The organism is Neptuniibacter sp. (genome assembly GCF_024231755.1).
In the GTDB taxonomy this organism is placed as follows: Bacteria; Pseudomonadota; Gammaproteobacteria; order Pseudomonadales; family Balneatricaceae; genus Neptuniibacter.
This window is the reverse complement of record NZ_JAAEQH010000158.1, coordinates 1-7,023: the sequence shown is the minus strand read 5'-3', so window position 1 is coordinate 7,023 and position 7,023 is coordinate 1. Positions and strand designations below refer to the sequence as shown.

Annotated in this window: 9 protein-coding genes; all 9 read right to left on the bottom strand. The window is 45.0% G+C overall.

Annotated features, from left to right (window positions below):
- Window positions 1–327: 327 nt before the first annotated feature.
- A complete protein-coding gene (gene tatC, locus GY843_RS08785; protein WP_297308658.1) occupies window positions 328–1,140 on the bottom strand; it encodes a twin-arginine translocase subunit TatC in 813 nt (270 codons plus the stop codon).
- Window positions 1,140–1,538: a Sec-independent protein translocase protein TatB gene (tatB, locus tag GY843_RS08780; RefSeq protein ID WP_297308656.1), complete on the bottom strand. Its 399-nt coding sequence runs from the start codon at window positions 1,536–1,538 to the stop codon at window positions 1,140–1,142. Before tatB ends, tatC begins: the two co-directional genes overlap by 1 nt.
- Window positions 1,539–1,550: 12 nt before the next feature.
- The gene (tatA, locus tag GY843_RS08775) at window positions 1,551–1,808 is read right to left on the bottom strand and encodes a Sec-independent protein translocase subunit TatA (RefSeq protein ID WP_297308654.1); all 258 of its coding nucleotides are present in this window, start codon (window positions 1,806–1,808) and stop codon (window positions 1,551–1,553) included.
- Window positions 1,809–1,823: 15 nt separating this feature from the next.
- Window positions 1,824–2,159, bottom strand: coding sequence for a histidine triad nucleotide-binding protein (locus GY843_RS08770; RefSeq protein ID WP_297308652.1), 336 nt, complete (start codon window positions 2,157–2,159; stop codon window positions 1,824–1,826).
- A 2-nt stretch (window positions 2,160–2,161) separates the two neighbouring features.
- The gene (locus tag GY843_RS08765) at window positions 2,162–2,494 is read right to left on the bottom strand and encodes a phosphoribosyl-ATP diphosphatase (RefSeq protein WP_297308650.1); all 333 of its coding nucleotides are present in this window, start codon (window positions 2,492–2,494) and stop codon (window positions 2,162–2,164) included.
- 101 nt (window positions 2,495–2,595) lie between these two features.
- A complete protein-coding gene (gene ubiB / locus GY843_RS08760; protein WP_297308648.1) occupies window positions 2,596–4,230 on the bottom strand; it encodes a ubiquinone biosynthesis regulatory protein kinase UbiB in 1,635 nt (544 codons plus the stop codon).
- A gap of 74 nt (window positions 4,231–4,304) precedes the next feature.
- A complete protein-coding gene (locus GY843_RS08755) occupies window positions 4,305–5,894 on the bottom strand; it encodes a GGDEF domain-containing protein (protein ID WP_297308646.1) in 1,590 nt (529 codons plus the stop codon).
- 142 nt (window positions 5,895–6,036) lie between these two features.
- Window positions 6,037–6,660 (bottom strand): thiol:disulfide interchange protein DsbA/DsbL, encoded by a 624-nt coding sequence (locus GY843_RS08750; RefSeq protein ID WP_297308644.1) that lies wholly within the window; start codon window positions 6,658–6,660, stop codon window positions 6,037–6,039.
- A 126-nt stretch (window positions 6,661–6,786) separates the two neighbouring features.
- The coding region (locus GY843_RS08745) for a c-type cytochrome (RefSeq protein WP_297308642.1) at window positions 6,787–7,023 on the bottom strand (237 nt) is incomplete at its 5' end.

Below are 7,023 nucleotides of genomic sequence, written 5' to 3'. Positions count from 1 at the left end.
GTTCAAAACCGCCTTAATTTGCGGCCTCCCTAAGCAAGGACGGCGAATTCTACAGACATATAAAATCAGGTCAACCGCTATCGGTAAAAAAACTGAAAAAAACTGAAAAAAAGGCAAAACTGACCAAATAGCGCACAAACACTGATTAAAGAACAAACAACCGCGCTTAAAACTTAAACAACAAGCAGAAAACAGGTACAAAAAAGGCGTCTAACGACGCCTTTTTATCTTTCTGCCTCCAACAAGCTCTCACTCAGGAGAAATGCTGGATATCTACTTGTTGTATTCCATCTTGCAAACACGGATAGAGCATAAGGTAACCAAAGGCTACTTATTGTTATCCTCTTCTTCCTGCATTGCCTCTTCAAATTCATCTTCCAGCTCATCATCTTCATCCGTCTTCTTGACAAAGATAACACCCAGAATGATACCGATTTCAAAGAGCAGCCACATAGGCACAGCCAAAAGGCTTTGGGAAATAACATCAGGTGGTGTTAACAACATACCCAGTACGAAGCACCCCACTATAACGTAAGCACGTTTATTACGGAGACCTTCCACCGTAGCTGCGCCTGACCAGATCAGAAGCAGTGTTGCTATAGGAATCTCAAAAACGATGCCGAAGGCAAAAAACAGCTTCAGTACAAAATTCAGGTAGCTGCTGATATCGGTCATTACCGCTACATTTTCAGGGCCAACGCTAGTAAAGAATCCGAAGATCAGCGGAAAGACAACAAAGTAAGCAAAAGCAACACCCGCATAGAACAGGAATATACTGGAGATCAGTAGCGGAATGGCTAAACGTTTTTCGTGTTTATACAAGCCAGGAGCTATAAAACCCCAGACCTGATTAAGGATAAATGGCATAGCCGCAAAAATAGCGGCAACCAACGTTAACTTAAATGGCGCAAAGAAAGGCGACGTAACATCCGTCGCTATCATACTGGTGCCTTCAGGCAACAACGCGGTCAGAGGTGCTGACAGATAGGTATATAGGTCATTCGCGAAATAGAACAGACCAAGAAAGATAACCAGAATAATGAGCAAGATGTGCATTAATCTCTGGCGTAGTTCGACCAGATGACTGATCAGTGGCTGCACCTGATCCTGTTCAGGTATATCCTGACGATTATCACTCATTATTTTTCAGCCGTACCCTGATCTTTTTCTTTATTACTTATCTGTTCACCTTCTGCAGATTCAGAAGGGCCCGAGGTATTTGTAGCCTGTTTCTGTAGTTCTTCGGCAGAGGATACTTTTGCTGCCATCGGCGATTCTTCATCAAGAACATTACTGAACGGCTTACTCATTTCGCTCAGCTCTTTCTCTAACTCTTCTTTCTGGATTGCAGTCGTACGCTTCATCTCTTCAATGCGCAACTCTTCGCTGATCTCAGACTGAATAGAGGTTACTGTTCTTCGAATGCGACCCACCCATAGCCCCAGCGTTTTAACAGCCGTAGGTAATTTATCCGGACCAAGAACCACAAGAGCTACTACAGCCACTATGAGCAGCTCGGCAAAACCGATATCGAACATTAAAGCAGCCTGTTACTTATCAGACTTCTGCTCATCTTTTACATCTGCTTTTTTCGCATCCGTAAAATCAGCATCTTCTTCCTGTTTCAGCTGCTTAGTACCAGCTTCTTCTTTCTCATCTTTGCCATCATCGTTCATAGCTTTTTTAAAGCCTTTAACGGCACCGCCCAGATCACCACCGATATTTTTAAACTTCTTGGTGCCAAAAATCAGAATGATGATGACCAGAACAATCAACAGTTGCCAGATACTGATACCACCTAAACCCATTTTTATTCTCCGTTCTTACATAGCTGGCAACTGTCCGCCACCTAATATATGAAAATGCATGTGATATACCTCCTGGCGACCACCTTTACCCGTATTAGTAATGGTTCTGAAGCCATCCAGCAGGCCTTGTTCTTTTGCTATCTTTGGAAGGGACATCATTAGATGAGCTATCAACTCACTGTCACCCTCGTCAAGAGCATTTAAATTCCTTATATGTTTGCGCGGAATCACCAAAAGGTGAACCGGTGCTTTAGGCGCATGATCCTTAAACGCCACTATATATTCATCCTGATAGACGATTTCTGCTTTGAGCTCACCCGCTGCAATTTTGCAGAAAACGCATCCAGACATATTTAACCTTTATTCCGTGACGCTTTCTCTTCAAGACCGGAAAGATCAAAACGACGCGCTAACTCATCCAACACAACCTGCGGCTTTTCGCCCAAATGAGACAGCGCTACCAAACTATGGAACCAGAGATCCGCAGTTTCGTAAATAACATCTTTGTTATCACCACTGCCCTCTGCATCCTTAGCGGCGAGTATGGTCTCGGTTGCTTCCTCACCCACCTTTTCCAGAATTTTATTCAATCCTTTAGCGTGCAAACTGGAGACATAGGAGCTATCAGGCGATGCACTCTTCCGCTGTTCAAGAACTTCACCTAATTGAGTTAAAACATCACTCATTCTTATCTCTCACTTTAGTTAACACGAATCGACGTTGGGGGAAGCATACCCGAACAACCCAGTCACGACCATCCCCTCCAAAAGGAGCAGTCGCTATGGGATCATGACTTTTTAAAGATTAACAACAAACCCAGGCCTGCTAACACCCAACTAGTGCTTGGAAGGTCACAGAGCCACTCTAGCAGCTCCTGATTACCGACAAACAGCGCGGCAACAATAAGCCCTAAACCAAGATAGTTCTTTCCTTTACTACGAGCATCCAGTTCCGCTCGAGCCCTCTCATAAGCACGGATATCACGTTGACGTGCGTTATCAAGATTACGCACCTGATTTAACGCATCAAAGATCAGCTGCGGCATATGTGGCATTTTTTCTAACCAATCCGGTGCCTGCTGTTTAATAGAGCGGTAAACCCCTTTCGGCCCCATACGCTCTTTCATCCAATCCTCAAGGAAAGGTTTAGCCGTTTTCCATAGATCCAGGTCAGGATAGAGCTGGCGCCCTAACCCTTCTATATTGAGGAGTGTTTTTTGCAACAATACTAACTGCGGCTGAACTTCCATATTAAAGCGTCTAGCAGTCTGGAATAGTCCTAATAGAACCTGACCAAAAGAGATCTCTTTTAGAGGTTTCTCAAATATTGGTTCGCAGACACTACGAATGGCAGTTTCAAATGCATCTACATTGGTATCAGCCGGTACCCATCCTGAGTCAACATGCAGCTGCGCCACCATTCGGTAGTCACGTTTGAAAAAGGCCAGGAAGTTGCGCGCCAGGTAGCTTTGATCTTCGGGGGTAAGCGAGCCAATAATGCCGAAATCTACCGCTATATACTGAGGGGAGTGAGGGTTATTACGCGATACAAAAATATTGCCTGGATGCATATCCGCATGGAAAAAGCTGTCTCGGAATACCTGGGTAAAGAAGATCTCCACACCACGTTCAGCCAGTAGCTGCATATTGGTATTTTGATCTAAAAGCTGCTCAACCTCGGCAACTGGAATACCGTGTATACGCTCCATTACCAATACATTGGTACGCGTGTAATCCCAGAAGATTTCAGGAATATAGAGGATCTCACTATTTTCAAAGTTACGACGCAGCTGCGAGCCATTAGCCGCCTCTTTACGTAGATCCAGTTCATCGAAGATAGTCTGCTCATACTCAGCAACCACCTCAACCGGGCGTAAGCGACGCCCTTCCTGCCAAACGGTATGAACCAGTCGCGCCAGCGTAAACAAAAGATCCACATCTTTACGGATCGTTTTTCCGATTCCTGGGCGAATCACCTTCACAACTACTTCTCGACCATCGAACATGGTCGCTTTGTGAACCTGAGCAACCGAAGCGGAAGCCATTGGCTCTACTTCAAATTCAGAGAACAACTCCGATACCGGTTTTTCCAAAGCTTTTTCAATCAAAAGCTGAGCCTGCTCACCAGAAAACGGCGGCACCCGATCCTGAAGTTTCTTTAACTCTTCTGCAAAATCATCAGGAAGAAGGTCGCGACGCGTGGATAACATCTGACCAAACTTAACAAAAACAGGTCCTAACGCCTCAAGAGCTAAACGAACTCTTTCAGCCTCAGGTTTTGATGCAGGAATAAAAAAACGCCACGGCAGTAGCCAGAACAGCAGCCTGACATACCACGGAAGGGATAAACTCAGGAAAAGCGTATCAAGACGATAGCGGGCAAAGACCTGAACAATTTTCAGGATACGTGAAAGACGTTTCACTTCGGGGAAGCCTTGTTACATAAATAGTTTGATTAAAGCGCGTATTCTACTACATAGCCCAACTCAAAACCCAACTACAGTGTACAGACTCTGTTACGACCATCTTCTTTGGCCTTGTATAGCGCCTGGTCAGCCCGAGCAAACACATCATCGATTGAGTCGCCCTCTACGATCTCAGCAACACCAAATGACATAGTGATACCAACGGGCTTACCATGGAAATTAAAGGGACTACCGGCCAAAGACTCGCGCAGCTTATCCATCGCCTGCGCTGCTTCTTCAGCGCCAGTTGATGGCAAGATGATAACAAACTCCTCTCCACCATAACGCGCCACAAAGTCAGTAACCCGAATGTTCTTGGTGATTACCTTAGCAACAAGACGCAAAACCTTGTCACCGGCAAGATGGCCATAGTTGTCATTGATTCTCTTAAACAGATCAAGATCCGCAACAACAACTGCAAATGAAGTACGGTAACGAGACCAACGCTCATATTCCTGAGCCATATGTTCATCATATGCAGCTCGGTTCGGCAGGCCTGTCAGAGGATCTGTGCGGGCACGCAGACGCTCCTCTTCCATATGAGCTTTAACTTTGCGTGTTTCTAGCTCCATCTCTTCAACTTTACCGATCAGATCTTCATAACGTCCTTGCAGACGAATCTCCCGCTCTTCCTCTTTTCTTTTGAAGCTATCCATGGCTTTAACCAAGCCAGATAACTGAAGAGAAACCGCCTTTTTCAGATCAGTAATGTCATGGGTATTCTTTACTGTGTGATGTAGTTTCTTAACATCACTACGCACCTGCATATCCAGATCACGCTGATTTTTTCCTATCTCTTCCTGCTCTTGTTTACTATCAACCACAAAAGTTTGCACTTCTGTCAGTCGAGAGCTCAGTTCAATGAGATAGTTTTCGAAATCTTCACTGGTATTACTGGTCGATTTGATAACAAGCTGTACGACCTGATGAACCACTTCCGGTAGATGAGGTAACTCAAAGCCTGTTTCAATCCGTTTTACCAACTCACGAGCATTCGGCGCGGCATCTTTTGGCACATAGAGGCCACTGATCAGCTCAAGAAGTTCTGCTCCAACCCGCTTCAGAAGCAAGCGAACTTCTTCTCCTAGAGCATCCGTAGAAGCGGTCGCATCAAGAGAGAAATCACTATCAGAAATTGCAGGAGAGCCAGATGGGTCCGATTCAATATGGCTCTGCATCTCTATCAAATCACCGAGCAACGCTGGAAGTTCATACAACTTCTCTTCTATTTCGTTACTACGCTTTTCCAGAGAATCTAGAATATTCTGTGAGCCACTGTTCTCCACCTGGGTACGCAACATGCGAATCCATTTAAGTAGTGCAAAAACCGTCTGCTTAGCCTGTTTACTACGCTGCTCTTCACGCCCACGGACATGGTCTTCAACTTGCCTTCCAAGCTTTCTCAAGAAACCAATATGCTCTCCACAAGGCTCTTGCAGTAGAGGTTTAAGGGTAGCTATAGCAGAATCAAGCTGAGGGCTATCACCTTGCAGGGCTACTGACATATAACTTGTGAGCTGACGTAACTCAGTCTCCACATCAGCAGTCTTCTGCTCGAGCTGTTCCATCTCAACAGAAAGTTCTCTGTATTTATTCTTCCAGTCAGCCTGTTGTTCTGCCAAACCAAGTCCTCAGTGCACTACTAAATCTTAATAAGGTAGGTAAAGGTTCATGTTAGTCCAACTCGGCAAATCACACTAGGCCTGAAATCGGCTGGACATAAAAAAACGCCCAAAAAATGGACGTTTTTTATTACATATCAATTTATTTTCCGGTAGAGCGTTCTTTCTCAACCAGGAAATTAACTACATCCAGCATTTTGTGTTGACCACCTGCCATTTTTGCAGTGATACGGTACTTACCATTCACAACCATGGATGGAACACCATCAACACCATAACCACGCATTTTGGAATCCCCTTGCTTCAGCTTCATATTTACCGCAAAAGAATCATACATCTTCTCAAATTTGGCACTGTCCACGCCCAGGTTGGCATAGAAGTCAGAGAAATCCGCTTTACCTCGCAGACGGCGGCGCTCTACATGCACAGCATTGAAAGTTGCTTCGTGGGTCTTATCTAATGTTTTATTTAGTTCAGAAGCGTAATAAGCACGCGCCATAGGCTCCCAACTACGGCCAAATACAACCGGGATGCGAACAAAATTTACATCTTCAGCCTTTTCGCCTTCCCACTTTTTAATATATGGTTCAAAACTATTACAGTGCGGGCATGGGTATCCAAACAGTTCAACCACCTCAACCTTGCTCTGATCAAAAGTGCGTACAGGTGTACTAATTTTTACGTAATGCACACCTTCTCTATATTCCTCTGCCTGCGCCGTAAATGGCAACAGCAGGGCAATAAGCATCAAACCCAGCTTTTTCATTCTCTATAACTCCCAACACTAAAAGACTGCAAATAGACCTTTTTCAAAACCACAAGTTCCATTTACCCACAAAACACACCTACAAAAAAGGCAGCCTAAGCTGCCTTTTTCGAACCAGAGCTGAACTTACTTGCTCAGACCCTGAATGTAGCTTGATACTGCTTTGATTTCAGCATCGCTCAGTTTAGCCGCAATGTCCTGCATCATTTTCTGAGGATCATTGTTACGCTCACCGTTGCGGAACGCTTTCAGCTGCTTTTCAGTGTAAGCAGCGTGCTGACCACCGATACCTGGGAAACCAGCCTGAGCATTACCTTCACCAGTTGGCGCGTGACAAGCTGTACAAGCAGCTACGCCTTTACC